The organism is Lentzea flaviverrucosa (assembly GCF_003350445.1).
GTDB classification, from domain to species: Bacteria; Actinomycetota; Actinomycetes; order Mycobacteriales; family Pseudonocardiaceae; genus Lentzea; species Lentzea californiensis.
In genome coordinates, this window is record NZ_QQAU01000002.1 from 775,813 (window position 1) to 798,451 (window position 22,639).

Below are 22,639 nucleotides of genomic sequence, written 5' to 3' on the forward strand. Positions count from 1 at the left end.
GCGCCCTAGGTTCACACGGCTCGCTTCGCATCGCCACGCCAGGACTCGTACGTGGTCGCCTTGCGAGGGTGGTTGCGCGGGTCGTGACGGAACTGCGCGGGGTGCTCAGGTCACCTCCACGACGTGCACCGGCGGCCTCGGCCTCGCCGCTGCCGCCCGATGCGCCGCCTTGAGTTCGCGGGCCACCGACTCCGGGTTGTCGCGCAGGCGGGTTGGCAGGGTCTGCACCACGAGGATTCCCGCTGCCGCGTAACGACTGTTGCGGGCGAGGGTGCGTTCGTAGTCGCGCGGGCCGTAGTGGAACGCACGGGAGTCGATCTCCCAGGCCAGGCCCACGTCGTCGTACCAGGCGTCGGGTCTGCCGATGATGACGCCGTCGGCGCCGGCGATCGTGGCGTTCCAGTGTGGTGTGGTCAGGCCGATCTTGCGGGACAGGCGCCTGGCGTCCCGCTCTGCCACCGATTCCGCGCGGCCCAGGTCCTCGAGGACGGTTCGGACGAGCTTCGTGCCGAAGCGGTTCGTGCGGGCTTCTGCTTGGAGGGTTGCGGGCGTGCAGCGGCCTCGTTGGATGGCGGCGGCGATCAGGGCGGTGGCCTCGTCCTGGGAGCGCATGAAGCGGCAGGCGTCCACCACGGCTCTTGCTGCGGGCACCAGCGGGAAACCGCCCACGTCGGATGCGGCGGGTACGGGCGAGGCTCGCTCCAGGACCAGCGTGCCGCTGCCTCGTGCCGTGCCTGGCACGAGCAGGTGGATCTCGCGGGCACGGGCGGGCAGGCCGTGAAGGCGACAGGCCCAGGCCCCGGTGACCACGGCTCCTGGGCCTGCGCGCAGGAGGGCCGCGGTCAGCTGTTGGTCCGGGGTGGGCGGGCCGTTGTGCAGCAGCACCACGCCTGGGTACATGCGCTGCCACGGCCCGCCCGAGGCGCACCTCCGCCACGGATTGGTGACACCCAGTGACTTCAGGGTGCCGGCACTGATGACGCCGAGATCGCTGCGTTCGCGCAGGTGTTCGATTCGCACGTCATCAGTGTGACGAAGAGCACCGACAGTTCTCGGCGGTCAGCGCCGGGTGAACCGCCTGGCGCGGTCGAGCAGCATCAGAGCCGTGCCGCCGACCAGGAGCAGGACGCCGAGCAGCAGCATCCACGTGGTCGACGCGCCGGTGTTGGCCAGGCGGTTGTCCTGGTGGACCACGGGGGTGACCGAGGTGGTGGTCACCGGAGGGGTCGTCACGGGCGGGGTGGTGATCTTCGACGTGGTGGTCGTCGTCACCGGCGGCGTCGTGGTGGTACCGGACGTCGTCGTGGAGGTCGGCGGCGTCGTCGTGGAGGACGTCGTCGAGTCCGTGGTCGAGGTGGTGGTCGACGTCGTGGTCGAGGTCGACGTCGGCGGGGTCGTCGTCGTGGTCGTGGACTCAGTCGTGGTGGTGGTCACCGGCGGCGTCGTCGTGGTGGTCGAGGTGGTCGTGCACGGGGTGGTGGTCGTCGTAGTCGGGGTGGTCGTGGTCGACGTCGGAGGCTCTTCACCTCTCGGCGACGGCACGCGCCAGTCCGGACGTTCCTTCGGGCACCACGCAGCGGCGCACACCTGGCCATCCCCGGAGGCCGAGGCTTCCGGGGCGGCACCGTGCAGTGAGACGACCGTCAACACTGCCCCGGCGGTGAGCACACCGATATAGGCGATACGTGACATGCCAGGGATGGTTGCGCGCAGGTACAACACCTGGTGCGAAAAGCACCCCTACGTCACCCGGCAGTGCCGGAGACATCCCCCGATCAGGTCCAGAAGACCGCGACACCGATGTTCAGCACGACGAGCGAGGCGGCCGTCGGCAGCAGCCAGGACGGGGCCTTGGGCTTGTTGACGTTGATCGCCACGACGACGGCGATGGCGACGACGACCAGCAGCTTGACGCCGATCTTGACGTGGTCGTACTTCACCGCGTCGACCAGCGGGTCGATGCCGACCAGCGCGACACCGGTGAGCAGCTGCAAGGCCGCGCCGTGCAGCCAGCCCTTGTTGACCGGCGCGTCCTTGCCGGCCCTGGCCTGCAACATGATCATCGCGACCAGCATGCCCATGCCGAGCAGGTGCAGGAACACCAGCAGCAGGCGTACGAACTCCACAGCTTTTCCCTATCGACGTCGAGTGGCCAGGAAACCCCGCACGCCCAGCACGCCGATGACGGTGCCGAACACGAGCGAGGCGATCACGAGCACCAGGTGCACCGTGAAGAAGGCGGTAGGTCCGTCGCTAAACGAACGTGGGTCCTTCCAGATGTTCTTCAGGAACGTGGGCCAGATCACCCACGACCACACTCCGAAAGCCACCAGGAAGAGTGACATCGGGCGCGAGAGCTTCACGTTCACCAGTATCAGACGTGGTGCGTGCACGCGGCTAAACGGGGGTGGATAGCCTGAACGTGTGCCCTTCCCAAAACGGCTCATCGTCGCCCTGGTCCTAGCAACGGCCACAGCCGCGTTCGCCGCACCGACCGGCACCGCACAACAGGCCGCCGGCTCGGCACAGTGCGCGAACCGCGAGACCCCGCCGCCACCGGTGGACACGTCCGAGCAGCCGGCGCCGGGCCAGAAGGCCCCGACCGCGCTCGAGGTGCCGGAGAAGCCCGTCGGCGGTGATCGGCTGGGCGAGTGCGGCCTGATCCTGCCGCCGAACTCGGCTCAACCGCCCAGCGGCATCACCGCGGCTTCGTGGCTGCTCGCGGACATGGACAGCGGCGCCGTCATCGCCGCGTACGACCCGCACGGCCGTCAGCGCCCCGCCAGCATCATGAAGGTGCTGCTCGCGATGGTCGTCGCCAAGGAACTGCGGGGCGACCTCGTCGTCACCGCCAGCGCCGAGGACACCCAGCAGGAGTGCACCTGCGTCGGGCTGAAGGACGGCGGCCAGTACACGGTCCGCCAGCTGCTGCACGGCCTGCTGCTCACCTCGGGCAACGACGTGGCGCACACGCTGGCCCGTCAGCTCGGCGGCGTGCCGAACGCCCTGCGCAAGATGAACGCGATGGCCAAGGAGCTCGGCGCCCTCGACACCCGCGCCGTGACCCCGTCCGGCCTCGACGCGCCCGGCACCAGCACCTCGGCCTACGACGTCGGCCTGATCTTCCGCGGCGCGATGAAGTACGACGAGTTCGCGCAGGCCATCAAGCTGCAGCAGTCGCAGTTCCCCGGCCGCAACGGCGGCACGATCATGCTGCAGAACGACAACCGCCTGCTCCAGAACTACCAGGGCGCGCTCGGCGGCAAGACCGGCTTCACCGACGACTCGCAGCACACCTACGTGGGGGCCGCGGAACGCAACGGCCGCCGCCTCGTCGTCGTGCTGCTGCGGGGTCAGCAGACCCCCACGCGCATCGACGCCCAGGCCGCGAAGCTGCTCGACTACGGCTTCGCCATGGGCCCCGGTGGCGTGGGCAAGCTCGTCGACGGTGCCCCGCAGCCGAAGCAGAACGTCGTTCCCACGCAGAGCACCGACACCCAGGACGACGCGGCCGCCGTCGACTCGCGCACGGGCCGCCCCACGCCCACCGCGTTCGGCACCGTCGGCCTCCCGATCACGGCCGTGGCGGGCCTCGGCCTGCTGGCCGGTCTCGTGCTCTTCATCCGCAGCAAGCGCGCCAAGGCGGCCAGGGCCCGCCGGCAGGCCGCGCAGGCGGCACAGGGCTTCTGAGGCACCGAAGACGACGGCCCCAGCGCACACGCGCTGGGGCCGTTCTCGTTCTGGACGCTGAACGCTACTTGCGGCGCCACCGGAGGCCGAGCACCGCGCCGACGACCGCACCGGCACCCAGCATCAGCGAGGGCGAGGGCCCGGACCGCATCTCCACCACCGGAGAGATCACCGCGGGCGGCGGGGCCTTCACGACCTCGGGCTCGAGGTTCTCCCTGGCGGTGGCCGTCCAGGCCGTGATGAACAGGATGAACTGCGCCACCAGGTTCGCGAACACCAGCACACCGATGACGGACCCGAACGCGGCCGAGGTCGGCGACTTGGTCGTGAACGACAGGAAGATCGTCGCCGTCTGCTTCAGCACCTCGAACCCGACCGCTCCGGCGAACGCGCCCTTGATCGCGCTGCGCCACCCGACGGGCTTGCGCGGCAACCGCGAGAGCACCCACAGGAACACGAGCCAGTTCGCGAGCAGCGACAGGACGATCGTGCCGATCCGCAGCAGGACGTGCGCCCAGCCGGCGTTCTCGAGCCCCATCCACCTCAGGACCAGCTCGGCGAACCCGGTCCCCACCGCCGTGATGCCGAACGACAGCACGATCGCGAGGCCCAGGCCGAGCAACGAGAGCAGGTCGCGCCACAGCGTGCCGAGGAAAGGCAGGTTCTCCTTCGCGTGACCCCACTGCGCGGTCAGGGCGTCGCGGAGGTTGCTCATCCAGCCGAGACCGGAGTAGGCGGCGCCGAGCAGACCGATGATGCCGACGATGCCCTTGGAGTCCAGGGCGCTGTTCACGGACTCGTTGACCTGTTCACGCAGCTGCGGGTCCGGTACGGCCTCGGCGATGTTCGATCGCAGCGAGGCCAGCAGGTCCGGCTGCGACTGCAGCACGAAACCGGCGATCGCGAACCCGATCATCAGGATCGGCACCAGCGACAGCACGCTGAAGTACGTCACCGCGGCGGCGTAGTGCGTGCCGTACCTCTCGGTGAAGCGCTCATACGCTCGCATGATGTGGTCGAACCACGCGTACTTCCGCCGCCACTTGTCCACGCGCAAAACGCTAGTGCAAGTGCACTACTCAGGCAGAACAAAGCCGATCTTGTCGTACGTACGGCGCAACGTGACGGAGGCGACCTCACGGGCGCGCTCGGCGCCGCGGGCCAGGATCTTGTCCAGCGACGCCACGTCGTCGAGGTACATGCGGACGCGTTCCTGCACCGGCGTGACCCACTCGGTGAAGACCTCGCCGAGGTCCTTCTTCAGGTCGCCGTAGCCCTTGCCGTCGTAGTCGGCGACCAGCGACTCGACCGTGCGGCCGGTCAGGGCCGAGTAGATCGTCAGCAGGTTCGAGACGCCCGGCTTGTTCTCGACGTCGAAGACGATCTCGCGGCCCGTGTCGGTGATCGCGGAACGGATCTTCTTGGCCGAGCGCTTCGGGTCCTCCAGCAGCTCGACGACGCCGCCGGGCACCGACTTGCTCATCTTCGCCGTCGGGTCCTGCAGGTCGAAGATCTTGGCCGTGTCCTTGACGATGTACGCCTCGGGCAGCCGGAACGTCTTGCCGTGGCGCGAGTTGAAGCGCGTCGCGAGGTCGCGCGTCAGCTCCAGGTGCTGGCGCTGGTCCTCACCGACCGGCACGTAGTGCGCCTGGTACAGCAGGATGTCCGCGGCCTGCAGGATCGGGTACGTGAACAGGCCCACGCCGACGGACTGCTCCTGGCGTGCGGACTTGTCCTTGAACTGCGTCATCCGCGACGCCTCGCCGAAGCCGGTCAGGCACTGCATGACCCATCCGAGCTGGGCGTGCTCCGGGACGTGCGACTGCACGAACAGGGTCGCCCGATCCGGGTCGATGCCCAGCGCGAGCAGCTGGGCGGCCGAGACGCGCGTGTTCTGGCGCAGTTCCTTCGGGTTCTGCTCCACGGTGATCGCGTGCAGGTCGACGACGCAGTAGAACGCGTCGTGCGCCTCCTGCAGGGCCACCCACTGCCGCACCGCACCCAGGTAGTTGCCGAGGTGGAACGACCCGGCCGTCGGCTGGATGCCGGACAGGACGCGGGGGCGCTTTACGGGCTCTGCAGGCGCGTTCTCCGTGGACACGGACGAAATCTTCTCAGACCAGGTGGATCAGTGGTGCGCGGTGTCCTGCTGGACCAGGTCGATGCGCTGGTTGGCCGCCACGACGGGAGCCGGCTTGCGCCGCTTCACCAGGCCGTACAGCAGACCGCCCACGCCCGCGGTGACCGCGATCAGACCCACGGGACCAGCCGCGGTACCGGTCATGCTGCCTTCGACCGCCGCGCTCAGAACCAGACTCATGCCGTGCACTTGCCGAGCCTCCCCAAGGCACAGGTTCACCCCGGAACGGGTGAACCTCGCTGACTGATTGGCCGCCAAGCTACCGATGGCCGGTAGCGTCTATGCGCCGAATCAGACTATCGGTCATGGATGATCGGATCGCACTCGCCCATATGTCGTAGTCCGCTGACGCGCGTTACGCCCAGCTAGTGAAGCCAGGGTCTGAAGCTCACTCACAGTGCGCGCCGACCCGTGCTCGGATCCCGCCATGCGGCTGATGGTCTCCTCCATCAACGTGCCGCCGATGTCGTTCGCGCCGCCGTTGAGGATCTCCGCAGTGCCTTCGTCGCCGAGCTTCACCCAGGAGCACTGGATGTTGTCGACGCGTCCGTGCAACGCCAGCCGTGCGAACGCGTGCACGGCCCGGTTGTCGCGGCGGGACGGGCCGGGACGGGCGACTCCTGCCAGGTAGATCGGGGCGTTGCGGTGCACGAACGGCAGCGCGACGAACTCGGTGAGCCCGCCGGTCCGGTCCTGCAGTTCGGCCAGCACCCGGAAGTGCGTGAGCCAGTGGCCGGGGTGGTCCACGTGGCCGTACATCATGGTGCTCGACGAACGAATGCCCAGCTCATGGGCCGTGCCGACGACGTCGAGCCAGGTCGCGGTCGGCAGCTTGCCCTTGGTCAGCACCCAGCGCACGTCGTCGTCGAGGATCTCGGCCGCCGTGCCGGGGATCGTGTCGAGGCCGGCTTCCTTCAGCTCCGTGAGCCACTCACGGATGCTCACGCCCGCCTTGGCCGCGGCGGAGACGATCTCCATCGGGCTGAACGCGTGGACGTGCATCCCGGGCAGGCGCTTCTTGATCGCGCGCACGACGTCGGCGTAGTACGTCACCGGCAGCTTGGGGTCGATGCCACCCTGCATGCAGACCTCGGTGGCGCCGTCGTCCCACGCCTCCTGCGCGCGGTCGGCGACCTCTTCGGCGCTCAACCTGAAAGCGTCCGCGTCGCGCTCGCGTTGGGCGAAGGCGCAGAAGCGGCAGCCGACGTAGCAGACGTTGGAGAAGTTGATGTTCCGGTTGACCACGTACGTGACGTCGTCGCCGACCACCTCGCGCCGCAGGTCGTCGGCGAGGCGGGTCATCTCCTCCAGCGCGTCGCCGTCGGCCGTCAGCAACGCCATCGCGGCCTCGGTGTCGCCGAGCAACGCCGCCGGGTCGTTCGCGGCGATCTTCAGTCCACGTTGGACGTCGTCGGGAAGTCGTTGCGGGACAACGGGAACCTTCAGCTCGTCCCAGTCGCCGTAGACCTCGTCGAAGTCGCCGCGGCGGTCGCTCGTGCGGCCCTCGGTGTCGATCGCGGTGTTGAGGTCCGCGCGTCCGAACGTGTCGAGCCCGCCGTCCGGCTCCTGCCACTCGCGGCCGGTCACCGGAGCGTCCGGGTTCGCGAGCCCGTTTTCCAGTGCCAGCGCGGAAACGTGCCCGGTGAGCCGGGTGTCGATCCACTGCCCCGCCGCCGCGCGGACGTAGCGCGGGTAGACGTTCAGCCGTTCCCGCAAGGAGAAACCGGCCTCGCGGGTGATCTCCGCGAGCTGGTCCACCTGCGGCCACGGCTTCTCGGGGTTCACGTGGTCGGGCGTGACCGGCGAGACGCCGCCCCAGTCGTCGACGCCCGCGCGCAGCATCAGGCCGAACTCGCCGCCGACGAGGTTCGGCGGTGCCTGCACGCTCACGGTCGACGGCATCACAAGGCGCGCAACGGCAATCGTCGCCGCGAGCTCGGTCAGGTCGGCGTCGGGCATGCCGCGCATCGCCGTGTCCGGCTTGGCGCGGAAGTTCTGGATGATGACTTCCTGGATGTGCCCGTACTGCTTCGCGACCTGACGCATGGCGAGCAACGACTCGGCACGCTCGGCGATGGTCTCGCCGATGCCGATCAGGATCCCGGTGGTGAACGGGACGTTCACGCGGCCGGCGTCGGTGAGGACGCGCAACCGGACGGCGGGATCCTTGTCGGGGCTGCCGAAGTGCGGGCCGCCCTTCTCGCTCCACAGCCGTTCGGCCGTGGTCTCGAGCATCATGCCCATGCTGGACGCGACGGGCCGCAGCCGCGTCAGCTCCTCCCAGCTCAGCACGCCGGGGTTGAGGTGCGGCAGCAGGCCGGTCTCCTCCAGCACCGCGATGGCGCTCGCCCGCACGTAGTCCAAAGTGGACTCGTAGCCGCGCGCGTCCAGCCACTCCTTCGCGGCGGGCCAGCGGTCCTCCGGCCGGTCGCCGAGCGTGAAGAGGGCTTCCTTGCACCCCTGCGCGGCGCCGGCGCGGGCGATCGCCAGCACCTCGTCGCGTTCGAGGAACGCGGCGGGCAGCTTGTGCGGCACGGTCGCGAACGTGCAGTAGTGGCACCGGTCCCGGCACAGCCTCGTCAGCGGGATGAACACCGACCGGCTGTACGTGACGATCCCGGCACGCCCCTCGGCGAGCAGGTGCGCGTCCCGCACCTTGCCCGCCGCCGTCAGCAACGAGTCCAGGTCGTCCTCGCGCGCGTGCAGCAACACGGCGGCTTCCGTCGCGTCGAGCACGGCACCGTCAGCGGCCCTGCGCAGCGCACGCCGCATGGCCGCCGCACTCGGACGAGGCTGCGGTGGGATTAGCGAGATGTCCACTGCCACGTCAACGACCTTAGGCCGCCGAAATTCCTGATCAGGTGCGACTGGCTGTGGGACATCCCACTCAGCGCACCGCGACGAGCAGTTCCGTGTTCCGGTCGAGCGGCGTGCCCAGGGGGTTCGTCCGCGAGTGGATGTCGTTGTAGGTGATCTCCCGGGACAGGCTGGCGAGGGCCGTGTCACTGCGGTCGTCGTAGTCGACCTGGTAGGGAGCATCCGCTTCGAGCAACGTCGTGAACAGCGACAACGTGCCGTCACCGTTGTCCGCCACCTCGATCACGCGGGCGTGCTGCGGGTAGTCGACGTGCGCGGCGGTGTTGATCTCCCAGAAGCTCCTGCTCGCCGTGGCGTGCCGGTGCGGGGTGATCACATTGCGGTGCGTGTGGCCGTTGACCCACGCCAGCACGTTCGGAAAGCGGTGCAGGAGGTTCACGAGCGCATCGCCGTTCATGCGCGGGTCCAACGGCCGGCGCTTGTCCGGCAGCACGTTGCCCATCGTCGTGCTCGTGTGGTGGCTGAAGAGCACGAACAGCTCGTCGGTGACGTTCTGCCGTTGCGGCAGACCGAGCCAGTCGTAGTAGAGCGAACTGTTGCGCCTGAGGGTCTTCTCGATCCAGTTGAGCTGGTGCAGCCCGATGGAGCCCGTGGAGAACCCAGCGAGGTTCGTGGTGTCCATGCTGATGCCGGTGACACCGGGCGCCATCCGGAACGAGTAGAAGACGTCGACACCGTCCGCGTTGGCGTCCGTGTACCCGTGCCCGCCCGTCGGCAGATGCTTGCGCACGAACTCACCGGTGCTGAACAACCTCCGCCGGCTGTCCGGCGTCACGGTCCGGACGACGCCGCCACTCGCGAGGATGGCCATCGCTTCCGGAATGGCCTTGGGATCGTTGAACGCCTGCGCGACCTTCGCGTTCTGCACGGGATCACCGAACCCGACGATCTTCTTGCGGCCGGTGTACCAGCTGTCGAGCAGTCCGTCCGGCAGCGCGCCGACCACGCTGTCGTCGTGGTTGCCGATCGTGGAGTACCAGGGGATGTCGAGGCCGGGGCTGGTGAACTCGCGCACCGCCGCGTCGAGCAACCCGTTGAGCTGCGGGAAACCCTTTGCTTTGTAGTCGTCGGCACCGCTGAGGTCCGGCTGCCAGAACGTGCTGATGCCCGCGTTCTGCACGCCCTCGTACCTGGCGTCGCCGGTGTTCGGCGTGATGCGGCCACCGTTGAGGACCGTGAGGTACCAGTCGAGCTCGATGTTCTCGTGGTTGTCGGTGTTGTCGCCGGTCGTCATGAGGAAGTCGAACGGCCTGCCGGTCAGCGGACCGTTCTTGACGGCGTTGACCCGCCGCACCAGGCTCGTCGAGCCCTGCGTAGTCAGCGCCTCCTGCGGCCGGTGCGCACTGGAACCCATGATCGGGTGCAGGTACTCGAACCGGAGCGGGCTCTGCGCGTCGCAGATGTGCATGTCGCTGAACTGCACGAAGCTGGCAAGGGCTGTGCGCCGGGCCTCCCGGTTGGCCTTGGCCTGAACCAGGTCGCCGCGCACGACCGTCGGCCAGCCCGGTCCTGCCGCGAGCCTGCGGTAACCGCTGGTGCCGATCGGTGCGGCCGTGGTGTCGAGCGTCGTGCCCGCGGTGGACGCAAACGCTTGGCGGTCCAGGAGTGGCACGCCTGCGGCGCTCACGCCCATCGCCAGGAGGAAAGACCGCCGGTTGAACCCTGTCATGCCGCCCCCGATTCATTGATGGTGAATCGTGTTCATGTTCAGGGAGCAGGTGGGTCGAATCGAGCCGTCAGGTGGGTGACAAGAGCGATAAAGGCTGTTCGGGCTGGGTCAGTCGGAGTAGCTGCGGCAGGCACCTCGCGGTTGACGAACTGGGGGCGCGCCGGTCGCTGACCGACGACCGTGTAGCCGGGATCCGAGAACTCCGCCACCAGCACCGGGCACTTGAACTCGCCGCGCCTGGCCGAGGCCATGGTCTAGTTGTGCCGACACCTGAAACCTTCACCGCCAACAAGGATCGGTGCCTGTGTATCGCGTGGTGTTCGTATCGGCCGTGGACTACCCGATGGAGGTGCATGAGGCCCTCGCGGCAGCTGTCACGGACTCGATCAACGAGCACGTCAGACTGGGGTGGCAGTACATATCCTTCATCCCCATGCCCGAGAGCTACGGGGCGTATCTGACGTTCGTGGCGGTTCCGGAGAGTTAGATCCACTTCGCTGGCATGTCGGCAAACTAGGGCTTGGGGTGGTCGAACGTGCACGTCACGGGCGCGTGGTCCGACCAACGCTCGGCGTACGTCGCCGCCCGCTCCACCACGGCCGAGGTCGCCCGAGCCGCCAGCCCGTCCGTGGCGACCTGGTAGTCGATCCTCCACCCGGAGTCGTTGTCGAAGGCCTTCCCCCGGTACGACCACCACGAGTACGGCCCGACCACATCGGGATGCAGCGAGCGCATCACGTCGTTGTAGCCCGACGAGAACACGGAAGTCATCCACTCCCGCTCGTACGGCAGGAAGCCGGACTCCTTCTGGTTCGTCTTCCAGTTCTTCAGGTCCGCCTGCTGGTGCGCGATGTTCCAGTCGCCGCACACGAGCACCTCACGGCCCGAGACGGCCGCCTTCTCCCGCAGCGACACCAGGTACGGCAGGAAGGCCGCCATGAAGCGGTCCTTCTCGTCCTGCTTCGCCGTGCCGACGTCACCGGACGGCAGGTACAGGGACGCGACGACGACGCCGGGCAGTTCGATCTCCACGTAGCGGCCGCTCGCCTCGAACTCGGCGGTGCCGAAGCCCACACGCACCGATGAAGGCTCCTGACGAGACAACACACCCACGCCCGCACGGCCCTTCAACGAGGAAGGCGCGTACACGCCGTGCCAGCCCAGAGGTGAGTGGACGTCCGGCGCCAGCTCGGACGGCTCGGCGCGGACTTCCTGCAGGCACACCACGTCCGCGGAAGTGGAAGCCAGCCACTCGAGGTAGCCCTTCTTCGCGGCGGCGCGCAGACCGTTGACGTTGACCGTGGAGACCGTGAGCACGACGGAGGAGCCTACTGGGAGGCCAGGCCCCAGGGCTTCGGGTACTCGGCGTCGCAGCGTGCGCAGCGGGCCGTCAGGTCGAGGTAGCCCACGAGGGTGGCCATCTCGTCACGGGGCAGCGCCAGCTGACGTTCGCCGTAGACCTCGGTGTAGAGGCCCTGCCACTCCGGCTCGCAGGAGCACTGCGTGACGCTCTTGCCTCTGCCCCAACGAAACATGTTCCGCAGCATGCGTGCGAGTTTACTTGCAGGTCGAATCGCTGGTCAGCGCGACGAACGACTGGCTCACCCAGCGGCGGTCGCTCAGCATCCGGTAGCCGTTCTCGACGCGCGCCTGGGCGCCTGTCACCGCGTCGCGCGGCATGGTCGAGACGATCGGCTGCATGTCGCCGGGCCCCGAGCGGACGTTGAGGATGTCGGCGGTCACCGTGATCTTGCAGATCTCGGCCCCCTTGTCGCTGTCGATCGGTTTGCCGCCGTTCACCGCGTACATCACGCCCGCGACCCCGAGCACACCGATGACGATCATTCCCCGAACCGGTACACCGAACATCCCGCTGCCTCCACCCGCACAAAGCCCTTGGAACAGCAGATATATCGGCTGCGAGACCTGTGTGGACGGCTCGGCGCGGCAACCACCCGCAAGAGGAACCGACCGGGTGACGGGCAACGCGAAAGGCCACCCCGGTGTGACCGGGGTGGCCTTCTCACGTGCTCGAATCAGGCGATCAGAACGACGCCATCTTCTTCTTGAGGTTCTCGTCGAGCGCGGCGAGGAAGTCCTCGGTCGTCAGCCACGCCTGGTCCTTGCTGATCAGCAGGGCCAGGTCCTTGGTCATCTGGCCGGACTCGACGGTCTCGATCACGACCTCCTCGAGCGCCTCGGCGAAGCGGATCACCTCGGGGGTGCCGTCCAGCTTGCCGCGGTGCATGAGGCCACGGGTCCACGCGTAGATCGACGCGATGGGGTTCGTGGAGGTCGGCTTGCCGGCCTGGTGCTGGCGGAAGTGACGCGTCACGGTGCCGTGCGCGGCCTCGGCCTCGACCGTCTTGCCGTCCGGCGTCATCAGGACCGACGTCATGAGGCCGAGCGAGCCGAAGCCCTGCGCGACCGTGTCGGACTGGACGTCACCGTCGTAGTTCTTGCACGCCCAGACGTAGCCGCCCTCCCACTTCATGGCCGCTGCGACCATGTCGTCGATGAGGCGGTGCTCGTAGGTGAGGCCCTTGGCGTCGAACTCCGCCTTGAACTCCTCGTTGAACACGCGCTCGAAGATGTCCTTGAAGGCGCCGTCGTAGGCCTTCAGGATCGTGTTCTTCGTCGACATGTAGACGGGGTAGCCCCGCTGCAGGCCGTAGGAGAACGAGGCGCGGGCGAAGTCCTCGATGGACTTGTTGTAGTTGTACATGCCCATCGCCACACCGCCCTCCGCCGGGAACTCGGTGACGACGTGCTCGATCGGGTCCGAGCCGTCCTCCGGCTGGAACGTGATCGTGAGCTTGCCGGCGCCGGGCACCTTGAAGTTGGTGGCCTTGTACTGGTCGCCGTGCGCGTGACGGCCGATGATGATCGGCTTCGTCCAGCCCGGCACCAGCCGCGGGACGTTCGAGATGATGATCGGCTCGCGGAAGACGACACCGCCGAGGATGTTGCGGATCGTGCCGTTGGGCGAGACCCACATCTTCTTGAGGCCGAACTCCTCGACGCGCGCCTCGTCCGGCGTGATCGTGGCGCACTTGACGCCGACGCCGTGCTTCTTGATGGCGTTCGCGGCGTCGATCGTGACCTGGTCGTCGGTGGCGTCCCGGTGCTCGATGCCCAGGTCGTAGTACTCCAGAGTGACGTCCAGGTACGGGTGGATCAGCTTGTCCTTGATGAACTGCCAGATGATCCGGGTCATCTCGTCGCCGTCAAGCTCGACGACGGTGCCCTGAACCTTGATCTTGCCCATAATCCTGGGCGCTCCTCTCGCGACGATGCAAGCAGGACAAGCGTACTGGTAAACCGTCCGTCCGTGGCTGCGACCCTGGTTACACCGGTTCAGGGTTGCGGTCGGTCGACCGGCTCACGTGCTCCCACTTGTCGATTTCCGCATTCCGTGCCTGGTCTGCCAGGCGCACCATATCCACCGCGTCGCTACCGAGCAGCAGACACAACGGCGGCTCGTCCATGGCTACCACGTCGAGCACGACCTTCGCCGCCTTGGCCGGGTCACCGGGCATGCTGCCGTCCGCGCCGCGGACCATGCCCAGCAGTACCCCGACAGACGGAACGTAGTCCGGTCCGTGCTCGGTCACCACCAGAGAGCTGCCCGTCCAGTCCGTCTGCATCCCGCCCAGCTCGATCAACGTCGACCTGACCCCGAACGGCGCGCACTCCGCGGCGAGCGTCTCGTTGAACCCGCGCAGCGCGAACTTCGACATCACGTACGGCCCGAGCCCGCCGCCCAGCGCCGTGTGCCCGGCGGTCGACCCGGCGTGCAGGAAGTGCCCGGACCGCTGCTCGCGGAGCACGGGCAGCGCGGCACGGGTGACGTTGACGGCGCCCCAGAGGTTGACCTCCAGCTGCTCGCGGAAGTGCTCCTCCGAGCACTCCTCGATCGAGGTGACCCGGCCGGCGCCCGCGTTGTTCACGACGACGTCGAGACGGCCGAACTCGCGCACCGCCGTCGCCACGGCCTCACGCGCTTGAGCGACGTCACGCACGTCGAGTGCAACAGATCTGACCCGATCACCGTGTTGAGAGACGAGGTCGTCGAGATCGCGCGGGTTGCGGGCGGTCGCGACGAGCCGGTGCCCGGCGGCGAGAACCGCTTCGGCGATCTGACGGCCGACGCCGCGGGAACTGCCGGTGATGAGCCACACCTGCGCCATGTCCGGACTCCTTTGGATGGAGATGGTTGTCCGGACATATGGAGTTCTGGCTCTGGCGCCTGATACCTGCGACTACTGTTTTCACTGACGGGTGATCACTAGAAGGGGCGTAAGTGTCAACTGGGCCAACACATGCGATGAGTGGGCTGCTCGCCTGGAGCGCTGTCACCGCACTCGCGTCAAGTCACCCGATCGGCCAGCTCTCGCCGCAGAGCTGGGCCGTTGGCGCGGTTCTCGCCACCGGCGCGGCACTCCTGCCCGACCTGGACCACCCCGGTTCGACCATCTCGCGCACGTTCGGAGCACTGAGCAGCGGGCTGTCCGCGGGCATCAACGCGTTGAGCAGCTTCGTCTACCGGACGACGCGCCTGAAGCGGGATTCCAAGAGGGACGGCGGACATCGCGGTCTCACCCACACCCTCGTCTTCGCCCTGTTCTCCGCCGTCTTCACCGCCGCGGTCATCCAGAACAGCCAGAAGTGGGCGCTGCCGGTGCTCATGTTCGTGTTCGCCGGTCTGGCGGTGCGCGGCATCATGAACGACTGGTGCCCCAAGCAGGACGCCCTGCTGATCACCGTGGTGTCGGCGGGGATCACCTGGGCGATGATCGCGTGGACCTCGCAGACGGACGCGTCCGCCGCGGCGTGCGGGATCGCGGTCGGCATCGGGTGCTTCGCGCACTACATCGGTGACGCGATCACCGAGCAGGGCTGCCCGATCCTGTGGCCGATCCCGATCTTCGGCAAGACGTGGTACCCGGTGGCGCCGCCGAAGATCATGCGGATGAAGACCGGCGGCGTGGTGGAGATGGCCGTCGTCGGGCCGATCGTGACGGTCCTGTCGATCTGGCTCGGGCTCGCCGCGTTGCAGGGAACGGGCGCGCTGCCGTTCCTGGACTGGGTGGACCTGCTTCCCGTCTAGTTCATCCGGCGTCCACCTGCGCCTCATCCGATCGGCCTAGCCTCCACGCACCCCGACCCGTCGCGTGGAGGTCCAGCCATGTCCGAAGTAGCCCGCAGACGCTTCCTGCAGGGGGCGGGCGTGCTGGGTGTGGCGGGAGCGCTGGGCACCGGCACCGCCTCGGCGACCACCCGCTACCAGTGGCTCTCCGGCGATCACCACGCGCACACGCAGTACTCGTACGACGGCATGTACACCGTCGAGCAGCAGATCCGCGGTGCGTTGCGGCACGGCACGGACTGGCTCGTGATCACCGACCACGGCCACGCGTCGCACGAGGCGCACTCGGTCGAGGCGACGGCGGCCGATCTCCTGCACGCCCGGCGGAAGTTCCCGCAACTGCTGCTGTGGCACGGGATGGAGTGGAACGTCCCCGGTGCCGAGCACGCGACGTTGTTCTTCGAGGACTGCCGCGACGAGGCCGGGGTGCTGCGCGACTTCGAGCGGCAGTTCGACTGGCGGCTGAACGGCGCCGAGGCGTCCAGTCCCGCCAACGAGAAGAAGGCGCTCGACGCGATCCGGTTCCTGCAGACCAAGATCCGCAACGGCACGATGAAGTCCGCGCTGGTGTTCGTGAACCACCCGATGCGCAACGGCCGGGTGGCGCCCCACGAGCTCCGCGCCCTGCGTGACCTGGCTCCCGACATCGTTGTCGGCATGGAGGCCGCACCTGGAGCGCAAGGGGACGGCGACCCGTTGCGCGGTCCGGGCGGGCACCGGGGCGGGTACTCGAACAGCCCCGGCTCGAACTCGTACGCGCCCTACCCGCCCGAGGCCTACCGCACCTACGGCGGCTTCGACTGGATGACGGCGAAGGTCGGCGGTGTCTGGGACTCGCTGCTCGCCGAGGGCCTGGGCTGGTGGATCACGTCGAACTCCGACTCGCACTTCAACTCGCGCGACACGATCGTCCGCGTGCCGGAGCCGGGCGGCCAGTTCGACCTCACGGGCAAGCACCTCGACCCCGTCGACTCCGGTCCGCCGCAGGTCTCGCCGCCCTACGTCGACTTCTTCCCCGGCGAGTTCTCCCGGACCGTCGTCGGCGCCACCCGGCGCACGCGCGGCGCCGTGATGGAAGGTCTGCGGGCAGGCCGGGCGTGGGTCTCGCACGGCGGCCTCGTCGATGATCTTCGATTCGACGTTTACGCATCCGGTGGAACGCGGACGATGGGCGGCCGGCTGCGCGTCCGGCGCGGCTCGGACGTGAGCGTGCTGGTCAAGGCACGTCTGGCGACCCGGCCCAACAGCGCCGGATTCATCCCCAGGTTGCGCCGTTTGGACCTCATCAAAGGTGCTGTAACCGGACGATCATCATCTGAAACGTTGGCCACGCCACATGTGAAGGTCGAGCGATCCTACGAGCCGCGCTGGCACTATGCGGTCTTCACGCACACGTTCCGCAACGTCCGGGAGCCCTTCTACCTCCGGTTGCGCGGAACCGACGGCAACCGCGGCGCGTTCGAACCCCAGGCGGACACACCCGGAGCCGCGAACCCGTGGGAGGACCTGTGGTGCTACACCAACCCGATCTTCGTGGAGGTCAGGTGACCAGCACCTTCGTCGGCATCGACGCCGGCCATGAAAACCGCTGGGAAGCGGAGAAGATCGCGCTGGAGCTGCACGACACCGTGCTGACCACGGCCCGAACGGTCGCGGTGCACGAGGTCGACGCCCACCACGCGATGTCCTTCCTCCTGCCGGTCTCCCCGTCCGACGCGGTGGTGAACTCACTGGTCGCGCAGGGTTTCGGCGTCGCCGTGCGCAGCGCGTCCTCAGGACGCCTGGTAGGCCCGGAGGCGCTTCGAGCAGGCGCCTCCACTGCTGCCGAGGCCCATCAGTACCGCCGCGAGGGGCGCGCTCTGCGATACCAGGGCCAACGGTCGTTGCGCGGCCGTCACGGGGTGTCGGACATCATCGCGTTCACGGCCATAGAGGCCGTTTTCCCGCGCGGCACGCACACGGTCGACACGCGCGGGAACCTGACGCCGTTCTTCCGCGACGGCAAGTTGGTGCTGGTCGTCGACTAGTTTTGCGGATGTGCGTGACATCGCTGTCTTCAGTGGTTCTGCCCATCCCTCACTAGCCGCCGAGATCTGTGGTCACCTCGGCGTCGAGCTCTCCCCCAGCCGTTTGACGCGGTTCGCCAACGACTGCCTGGAAGTGCAGCTGCAGGCGAACTGCCGTGAGCGGGACGTGTTCCTGATCCAGCCACTGGTGCCGCCGGTGCAGGAACACCTCGTCGAACTCCTGCTGATGCTCGACGCTGCCCGTGGCGCTTCGGCCGCGCGCACGACCGTCGTCCTGCCGCACTACGCGTACGCGCGTTCGGACAAGAAGGACGCACCCCGGATCTCGATCGGCGGCCGCCTGGTCGCCGACCTGATGGTCGCCGCCGGCGCGTCCAGGGTGCTGGCGATGACGTTGCACTCGCCGCAGGTGCACGGCTTCTTCTCGGTGCCCGTCGACCACCTGCACGCCCTGCGCGAGCTCGCCGCGCACTTCTCCCAGTACGACCTCTCGAACACCGTCGTGGTGTCGCCGGACCTCGGGAACGCCAAGGAGGCCGCGCACTTCGCCCGGATCCTGGGCCTGCCCGTCGCGGCCGGCGCCAAGCAGCGCTTCGCCGACGACAAGGTGCAGATCCAGACCGTGATCGGCGAGGTCGCCGGCCGGGACGTGATCGTGCTGGACGACGAGATCGCCAAGGGTTCGACGGTGATCGAACTGCTGGACAAGCTGCGGGAGCGCGGCGCCGGGTCGATCCGGGTCGCCTGCACGCACGGGCTGTTCTCGGCCGGTGCGCTCGACCGGCTGCAGGCGTTCGACGACGTGCTGGAGGTCGTCGCGACCAACACCGTGCCGATCCCGGCCGAGAAGTCCTTGCCGAAGCTGAAGGTGCTGTCGATCGCGCCGGCGATGGCCGAGGCGATGCGGCGGATCAACGTCGGCGAGTCGGTGTCGACCCTGTTTGAGGCCCCCTAGTCACTTCAGGTGCGCGAGTGCCCTGATCAGCCGGTCACCGACGTCGGCGGGTCCGGGCATCTTGCGCACCACGGCCCGTTGGTGCGCGAGGCCGTGCAGTCCCAGCCACAACGCCACCGCGTCGCCGAACAGGTCGTCGCTGCCGTGGGCGATCCCCTCTTCGACGCACGCGCCGAGCACGTCGACGAGCAGCGTGAACGCCTCCACGCCGAGTGAGTCGAGGTCGGCGTCGGTGATCGAGGTGTCCTCGACCGACGGCGTCCACAGGCCGCCGAACATGATCCGGTAGCGCTGCGGGTGCAGCTTCGCGAAGTCCAGGTAGGCGTTGCACACCGCGAAGAGCCGCGCCCGTGCGTCCGGGGCCGCGGTGTCGCCGGCCTCGCGCAGGACCTTCGCCAGCGCGTCCATCTCCTGCTGCACCACGGCCAGCATGATCGACGGCTGGTCCGCGAAGTGCGGGTAGATCGACGGTGCCGCGATGCCCGCCTTGCGGGCGACCGAGCGCAGCGTGACCGCGCGTTCGTCGCCGCCCTCGTCCAGCAGCGCGAGGGCCGCCGCGATGATCTCGTCCCTCAGTTTCCCGCCTTCGCCCCTGCGGTTGCGCCTGCGCGGTTCGGTGTTCGTCACGGCCGTAACCATACACCTGAAAGTTTATCGGTGTTAGGCCTTGCGCTCTCAAACTTACGGGCGTTAGCTTATGGGCGTAAGCACAGCCGAGACCGAGGAGCCACGATGAACGCCACGACCACCACCACCCGCGCCACCGAGATCGTCCTGCCCGGTGTGGTCGAGCCCGACGGCCTGCACGTCCAGGTCCGCGACCTGCCCGCGCCGAGCCAGGGCCAGGTCGTCCTGCGCATGGACGCCACGGGCGTCTCGTTCGCCGAGCAGCAGATGCGCCTGGGCAAGTACTACGACCAGCCCGCGTTCCCGTTCGTGCCCGGTTACGACGTCGTCGGCACCGTGGTCGGGACCGGGCCCGGCGTCGACCGCGACCTGCGCGGACACCGGTTCGCCGTGGTCACGAAGGTCGGCGGGTGGGCCAGCCACCTGATCGTCGAGGCCGCCGACCTGGTGCCGGTGCCCGACGGCGTGGACGCTGCCGCCGCCGAGACCGTCGTGGTCAACGGCGTCACGGCGTGGCAGATGATGTACCGCACGGCGAAGGTCGAGCGCGGCGACACGATCGTCGTGCTGGGCGCGAACGGCGGCGTCGGCTCGACGCTGGTGCAGCTCGCCCGCCACGCCGGCATCAAGGTCATCGGCACGGCCTCGGCCCGCCACCACGACGCGGTGCGCGAGCTCGGCGCGATCCCCGTCGACTACCGCGACCCGACCATGTACGCCCGCATCCGCGAGCTGGCGCCCGAAGGTGTGCACGCCGTGTTCGACCACGTCGGCGGCCCCGCGCTGCACGACTCCTGGAAGCTGCTGCGCAGCGGCGGCGCGCTGGTCAACTACGGTTCGGCCGCGACCAAGGACGAGCCGGGCAGCGGGACGTTGCCGGTGCTCAAGCTCTTCGGGCAGCTGATGGTGTGGAACGCACTGCCCAACGGCAAGCGCGCGGGCTTCTACAACTTCTGGGCCGGCAAGCGCTTCCGCCCCGCCTCGTTCCGCGCTCGCCTGGCCGCGGACCTCACGCAGGTGCTGGAGCTGGTCGAGGCCGGTGTGCTGAAGCCGCAGATCGCCGCGCGCATCCCGTTGTCGGAGGCAGGCGCCGCGCTGGCACTGGCCGAGTCGCGCACCGTGCTGGGCAAGGTCGTCATCGTCCCGGAGCCGTGAGCAGGCCGGGCTGCCGCCGGCTGATCGTGGCGGCGGCGACCGCCCTGGTCGACCGGGAGCACGCCGTGACGCTGCGGGCCGTGTCCCGCGAGGCGGACGTGCCCACCTCGTCGATCTACCAGCAGTTCCCCGACGTGCCGTCGATCTTGCTGGCCGTGTGCCACGAGACCTTCCGCGAACTCGAGGTCGTCGTCCTCGCCGCGCCCGACGCGTACGCGGCCGGCGTCGCCTACCTGGACTTCGCCGTTCTGCACCCCCGCCGCTACCGCGTGATGTTCGGTGCGGCCGACCTCTCCTCACAGGCCTTGCGGCTGTTCACGCGGGTCCTCCCGGACCCCGATCGCGCCATGACGTTCTGGCTGGGCCTGCACGGCCTCGCCGACCAGCGCGCCTCGATCCGCCGCTCGCCCCAGTTCGTCGTCATCGCACCACGCCTGATCGCTTCGCTCATCTGAGCTCGTCCGACTTCACGGGAGTCCCCACCATGAACGCCACCGCTCTGCGCGCCACCACCGTCGCGTCCACCGAGGTCGACAACCGCGCCGCCTACCTGGGTTTCGCGTTCGGCTACGTCTTCGGTCACGGCGCCGCGCTGCTCTCCAGGTCCGGCGCGGTCGTGATGCCGGCGTGGCTGCCGATCGCACTGCTCGCCACCGGCCTCCTCGCCGGCACCGTCCTCGCCATGACCGCGTCGCTGCGGGCCCAGAAAGCCGCCTCGGAAGCGCGCCGACGAGCCGAGAAGCTGGTCGGCACGGCCTGGATCACCGGTTTCACCGCACTGGCGTTAGCGGTCACCGGCCTGAGCACGGTGTTCGACGAGCCGGAACTGCAGACCGTGCTGTGGCCCGCCGGCTCGACCATCGTCGTCGGCCTGATCTACATCGCCGAGGGCGCGATCCGCGGCAACGCCCTGCACTACAACCTGGGCACCTGGCTCATGCTCGTCGCCGCCGCGACGCTGTTCGTCCCGGGAGCCGGATTCTTCGGCGTGCTGGCCGTGCTGGGCGGCGGCGCCTACCTGGTGGCGGCGTTCCTGGAGCGTCGACGCCTTGCCGCGTAAGGCTTCTACAGCTGCACTCGCACCGTGACACGGCCCTTGTCGTCACGGTGCGAAGTGGCGTGTCCGGTCTTCTCCGCGCCGTCGAGCTCGAGCGTCAACGGACCGCCCTCGCCGTCGAAGTTGCGCCACCACACCTTCGCGTCGGGCATCATCACGCGGATCTCGACGACATCGCCTTTGCGTTGGTAGCCAACGGGTGTGCTGATCGTGCGACCGGACCGCCTGCCCGTGTACGTCACGACGGTGAGCCCCTTGCGCACGAGCTTCCCCACGAGCGGGGCGTCGCGCAGTCCGACGACCCACTTGTTGACCCTGCGCACCATCGGTCCCTGAACCCTCATGAGTTCCAACGTAACCTGCTAAGTGGAGACCCCCGTCCGCTTGAGGCGAAGTGAGAAGAAGTGACCGCTGAACCGTCTCAGATGCGCGCCGACGCACGGGAGAACCGGGCGCGAGTGCTCGCCGTCGCCCGCGACCTGTTCGCCGAGCGCGGGCTCGAGGTGCCGATGGCCGCGATCGCACGCAGGGCAGGTGTCGGCGTCGCCACCCTGTACCGGCGCTTCCCCACCAAGGAATCGCTGGTCATGGAGGCCTTCGCTGGACAGTTCGCCGTCTGCCAGGGCGTCATGGACGACGCGCTGCAGGACCCGGACCCGTGGCGCGGGCTCCGCACGGTGATCGAGAAGGTCTGCCTGCTGCAGGCGTGCGACCGGGGCTTCACCTCAGCGTTCATGGCCTCGTTCCCCGACCTGCACTCCGAGGCGCGCGACCGGACGTGGCTCGGCCTCGTCGCACTGGTGCAGCGGGCGAAGGACAGCGGGCAGCTGCGGGCCGACTTCTCGCCGCACGACCTGACGCTGGTGCTCGTGGCCAACGGCGGACTGTCGAGCCTGCCGGCGGAGGTCGCGGTGGCAGCGTCCCAGCGCCTGGTCGCGTACCTGCTGGAGTCGTTCCGGGCGGGCACGGACGCCCTGCCACCGCCCGTGCCGCTCAACCTGGACCTCGTCCTGGGTTAGCCGGGATGCGCGCCGACGGTGTCGCGGATCATCGCGCCCAGGTCGGCCGACCCCTTGCGCGCGCAGTGGGCGCAGCAGAAGAACTTGCCCTCCACCTCCACGCCGTGCCCGATCACGCGGCAGTCGCAGTGCTCGCAGCGCGGCGCGAGCCGTTGGATCGCGCACTCGAAGCTGTCGAACGTGTGCACACCGCCGCCGACGGTGCGCACCTCGAAGGCCATCCAGTACTCGTTGCCACAGACGTCACAAGTCGCCATGCGCGGAAGAGTGCGAC

At 68.6% G+C, this 22,639-nt stretch carries 28 protein-coding genes; 11 read left to right on the forward strand and 17 right to left on the reverse strand.

The window, feature by feature from the left end; translation table 11 throughout:
• Positions 1-105 precede the first annotated feature (105 nt).
• On the reverse strand, positions 106-1,020 hold the full coding sequence (locus tag DFR72_RS09750) for a hypothetical protein (protein ID WP_245982708.1): 915 nt from the start codon (positions 1,018-1,020) through the stop codon (positions 106-108).
• A 39-nt stretch (positions 1,021-1,059) separates the two neighbouring features.
• Positions 1,060-1,218, reverse strand: coding sequence for an LPXTG cell wall anchor domain-containing protein (locus DFR72_RS09755; protein WP_090067206.1), 159 nt, complete (start codon positions 1,216-1,218; stop codon positions 1,060-1,062).
• Between DFR72_RS09755 and DFR72_RS45415 the strand changes: the two genes are divergently transcribed.
• On the forward strand, positions 1,208-1,678 hold the full coding sequence (locus DFR72_RS45415; protein WP_211335362.1) for a hypothetical protein: 471 nt from the start codon (positions 1,208-1,210) through the stop codon (positions 1,676-1,678). The genes DFR72_RS09755 and DFR72_RS45415 overlap by 11 nt on opposite strands.
• 97 nt (positions 1,679-1,775) lie before the next feature.
• On the opposite strand, the gene DFR72_RS09765 is transcribed toward DFR72_RS45415, so the two are convergent.
• Both DFR72_RS09765 and DFR72_RS09770 read right to left on the reverse strand, forming a co-directional pair.
• Entirely contained in the window at positions 1,776-2,126 is a 351-nt protein-coding gene (locus tag DFR72_RS09765; RefSeq protein WP_090067205.1) for a hypothetical protein, read from the reverse strand.
• Positions 2,127-2,135: 9 nt separating this feature from the next.
• Positions 2,136-2,363, reverse strand: a complete 228-nt coding sequence (locus DFR72_RS09770; protein ID WP_030478462.1) for an SCO4848 family membrane protein — start codon at positions 2,361-2,363, stop codon at positions 2,136-2,138.
• A gap of 61 nt (positions 2,364-2,424) precedes the next feature.
• Between DFR72_RS09770 and DFR72_RS09775 the strand changes: the two genes are divergently transcribed.
• A complete protein-coding gene (locus DFR72_RS09775; RefSeq protein WP_090067204.1) occupies positions 2,425-3,690 on the forward strand; it encodes a D-alanyl-D-alanine carboxypeptidase family protein in 1,266 nt (421 codons plus the stop codon).
• 64 nt (positions 3,691-3,754) lie between these two features.
• Here DFR72_RS09775 and yhjD read toward each other — a convergent pair whose 3' ends face one another.
• From yhjD to DFR72_RS09800, 5 genes are all read right to left on the reverse strand, one after another.
• A complete protein-coding gene (gene yhjD, locus DFR72_RS09780) occupies positions 3,755-4,741 on the reverse strand; it encodes an inner membrane protein YhjD (RefSeq protein WP_245982710.1) in 987 nt (328 codons plus the stop codon).
• Positions 4,742-4,765: 24 nt separating this feature from the next.
• Positions 4,766-5,791, reverse strand: coding sequence for a tryptophan--tRNA ligase (gene trpS, locus DFR72_RS09785; RefSeq protein WP_090067203.1), 1,026 nt, complete (start codon positions 5,789-5,791; stop codon positions 4,766-4,768).
• Positions 5,792-5,818: 27 nt separating this feature from the next.
• Positions 5,819-6,010, reverse strand: coding sequence for a hypothetical protein (locus DFR72_RS09790; RefSeq protein ID WP_143086787.1), 192 nt, complete (start codon positions 6,008-6,010; stop codon positions 5,819-5,821).
• 123 nt (positions 6,011-6,133) lie between these two features.
• Positions 6,134-8,656, reverse strand: a complete 2,523-nt coding sequence (locus DFR72_RS09795) for a bifunctional FO biosynthesis protein CofGH (RefSeq protein WP_090067201.1) — start codon at positions 8,654-8,656, stop codon at positions 6,134-6,136.
• A gap of 61 nt (positions 8,657-8,717) precedes the next feature.
• The gene (locus DFR72_RS09800; protein ID WP_090067200.1) at positions 8,718-10,376 is read right to left on the reverse strand and encodes a TIGR03767 family metallophosphoesterase; all 1,659 of its coding nucleotides are present in this window, start codon (positions 10,374-10,376) and stop codon (positions 8,718-8,720) included.
• Positions 10,377-10,680: 304 nt separating this feature from the next.
• Here DFR72_RS09800 and DFR72_RS09805 point away from each other — a divergent pair, with 304 nt between their 5' ends.
• Positions 10,681-10,863, forward strand: coding sequence for a hypothetical protein (locus tag DFR72_RS09805; RefSeq protein ID WP_090067199.1), 183 nt, complete (start codon positions 10,681-10,683; stop codon positions 10,861-10,863).
• A 26-nt stretch (positions 10,864-10,889) separates the two neighbouring features.
• Here the strand turns inward: DFR72_RS09805 and DFR72_RS09810 are convergent, their stop codons facing one another.
• The 5 genes from DFR72_RS09810 to DFR72_RS09830 all read right to left on the reverse strand — a co-directional run bounded on the left by DFR72_RS09810 (position 10,890) and on the right by DFR72_RS09830 (position 14,566).
• Complete coding sequence (locus DFR72_RS09810; RefSeq protein WP_090067198.1) at positions 10,890-11,693, reverse strand: exodeoxyribonuclease III; 804 nt, start codon at positions 11,691-11,693, stop codon at positions 10,890-10,892.
• Between the two features lie 11 nt (positions 11,694-11,704).
• Positions 11,705-11,923, reverse strand: a complete 219-nt coding sequence (locus DFR72_RS09815; protein ID WP_090067197.1) for a hypothetical protein — start codon at positions 11,921-11,923, stop codon at positions 11,705-11,707.
• A gap of 10 nt (positions 11,924-11,933) precedes the next feature.
• The gene (locus tag DFR72_RS09820) at positions 11,934-12,221 is read right to left on the reverse strand and encodes an SH3 domain-containing protein (protein WP_090067196.1); all 288 of its coding nucleotides are present in this window, start codon (positions 12,219-12,221) and stop codon (positions 11,934-11,936) included.
• Positions 12,222-12,420: 199 nt separating this feature from the next.
• Entirely contained in the window at positions 12,421-13,644 is a 1,224-nt protein-coding gene (locus DFR72_RS09825) for an NADP-dependent isocitrate dehydrogenase (RefSeq protein WP_090067195.1), read from the reverse strand.
• Positions 13,645-13,723: 79 nt separating this feature from the next.
• Positions 13,724-14,566 (reverse strand): SDR family NAD(P)-dependent oxidoreductase, encoded by an 843-nt coding sequence (locus DFR72_RS09830; protein ID WP_090067194.1) that lies wholly within the window; start codon positions 14,564-14,566, stop codon positions 13,724-13,726.
• Between the two features lie 113 nt (positions 14,567-14,679).
• On the opposite strand from DFR72_RS09830, the gene DFR72_RS09835 reads away from it, so the two are divergent.
• The 4 genes from DFR72_RS09835 to DFR72_RS09850 all read left to right on the forward strand — a co-directional run bounded on the left by DFR72_RS09835 (position 14,680) and on the right by DFR72_RS09850 (position 18,507).
• Positions 14,680-15,486, forward strand: coding sequence for a metal-dependent hydrolase (locus DFR72_RS09835; protein WP_090067193.1), 807 nt, complete (start codon positions 14,680-14,682; stop codon positions 15,484-15,486).
• 78 nt (positions 15,487-15,564) lie between these two features.
• On the forward strand, positions 15,565-17,073 hold the full coding sequence (locus DFR72_RS09840) for a PHP domain-containing protein (protein WP_090067192.1): 1,509 nt from the start codon (positions 15,565-15,567) through the stop codon (positions 17,071-17,073).
• On the forward strand, positions 17,070-17,552 hold the full coding sequence (locus DFR72_RS09845; RefSeq protein WP_245982714.1) for a hypothetical protein: 483 nt from the start codon (positions 17,070-17,072) through the stop codon (positions 17,550-17,552). The genes DFR72_RS09840 and DFR72_RS09845 overlap by 4 nt, the downstream gene beginning before the upstream one ends.
• Positions 17,553-17,562: 10 nt before the next feature.
• Entirely contained in the window at positions 17,563-18,507 is a 945-nt protein-coding gene (locus tag DFR72_RS09850; protein ID WP_090067191.1) for a ribose-phosphate diphosphokinase, read from the forward strand.
• Here DFR72_RS09850 and DFR72_RS09855 read toward each other — a convergent pair whose 3' ends face one another.
• Entirely contained in the window at positions 18,508-19,134 is a 627-nt protein-coding gene (locus DFR72_RS09855; protein ID WP_211335363.1) for a TetR/AcrR family transcriptional regulator, read from the reverse strand.
• A gap of 105 nt (positions 19,135-19,239) precedes the next feature.
• Between DFR72_RS09855 and DFR72_RS09860 the strand changes: the two genes are divergently transcribed.
• The 3 genes from DFR72_RS09860 to DFR72_RS09870 are packed head-to-tail and all read left to right on the forward strand — an operon-like array spanning position 19,240 to position 21,349.
• Positions 19,240-20,289: a medium chain dehydrogenase/reductase family protein gene (locus DFR72_RS09860; protein WP_090067189.1), complete on the forward strand. Its 1,050-nt coding sequence runs from the start codon at positions 19,240-19,242 to the stop codon at positions 20,287-20,289.
• Entirely contained in the window at positions 20,286-20,744 is a 459-nt protein-coding gene (locus DFR72_RS09865; protein WP_090067188.1) for a TetR/AcrR family transcriptional regulator, read from the forward strand. The genes DFR72_RS09860 and DFR72_RS09865 overlap by 4 nt, the downstream gene beginning before the upstream one ends.
• Positions 20,745-20,773: 29 nt before the next feature.
• A complete protein-coding gene (locus tag DFR72_RS09870; protein ID WP_090067187.1) occupies positions 20,774-21,349 on the forward strand; it encodes an ABC transporter permease in 576 nt (191 codons plus the stop codon).
• 5 nt (positions 21,350-21,354) lie between these two features.
• Here the strand turns inward: DFR72_RS09870 and DFR72_RS09875 are convergent, their stop codons facing one another.
• Entirely contained in the window at positions 21,355-21,690 is a 336-nt protein-coding gene (locus DFR72_RS09875; RefSeq protein ID WP_090067186.1) for a nitroreductase/quinone reductase family protein, read from the reverse strand.
• Positions 21,691-21,750: 60 nt separating this feature from the next.
• Here DFR72_RS09875 and DFR72_RS09880 point away from each other — a divergent pair, with 60 nt between their 5' ends.
• On the forward strand, positions 21,751-22,365 hold the full coding sequence (locus DFR72_RS09880) for a TetR/AcrR family transcriptional regulator (protein ID WP_245982715.1): 615 nt from the start codon (positions 21,751-21,753) through the stop codon (positions 22,363-22,365).
• On the opposite strand, the gene DFR72_RS09885 is transcribed toward DFR72_RS09880, so the two are convergent.
• Positions 22,362-22,622 carry a Prokaryotic metallothionein gene (locus DFR72_RS09885; RefSeq protein WP_090005260.1) on the reverse strand — a complete coding sequence of 87 codons (261 nt, stop codon included), beginning with the start codon at positions 22,620-22,622 and terminating at the stop codon, positions 22,362-22,364. The two genes, DFR72_RS09880 and DFR72_RS09885, sit on opposite strands and share 4 nt — an antisense overlap.
• Between the last annotated feature and the right edge of the window lie 17 nt (positions 22,623-22,639).